At 38.7% G+C, this 571-nt stretch carries 1 protein-coding gene; it reads right to left on the bottom strand.

Annotation, left to right across the window (positions count from 1 at the left end):
- Positions 1-571, bottom strand: a 571-nt coding sequence (gene dnaN, locus GMD4S_RS10220) for a DNA polymerase III subunit beta (protein WP_000320493.1), incomplete at both ends; no start/stop codon positions are given.

Here is a 571-nt window from a genome sequence, read left to right as displayed (position 1 = left end):
TTTTGATTGCGCAACCTTGCTAGGAGAAAAAATGATTGAACTGATGAGATAAAGCTAATAGTAACCTTTTCGCTATTTAAAGCCTTGAGGGAATCAATCAAGTAAGTTGGGTTAAAACTAATAGTTAAATCATCCCCGGTCACCTGCTCTGTATCGATTTCTTCGTTTACTTTACCAACTTCTGGAGAGTGAACATGGGCGCTAACAACCCCACCTTTAATTTCAAGCTTCACAGTACCGTTTTGAGTCGCACTTGATAAGAGACGTGCACGCTCCATAGATTGACGCAAATTAACCACATCAAAAGTAATTGTAGTATTAAAGTCTGTTGGAATCAAACGATCTGTATCAGGATAGTTTCCTTCTAGGAGACGAGTGTAGAAGCTAATATTTTCGCTTCTAAAGAGGATTTGATTATTTGCAAAGAAAATCTCTACAGTTTCAATATCATCTGTAAATACCGCTGAAAATTCGCGTAGAGAGCGGCTAGGAATCACCACATCGAAATCATCACCATTTTTTTCAAGAGTCAATTTCTTCTGGCTAAGGCGATGAGAGTCTGTCGCAACTG

Source organism: Streptococcus sp. GMD4S (assembly GCF_000296955.1).
The sequence above is the reverse complement of the archived record's forward strand: the minus strand, read 5'-3'. Positions and strand labels throughout refer to the sequence as shown.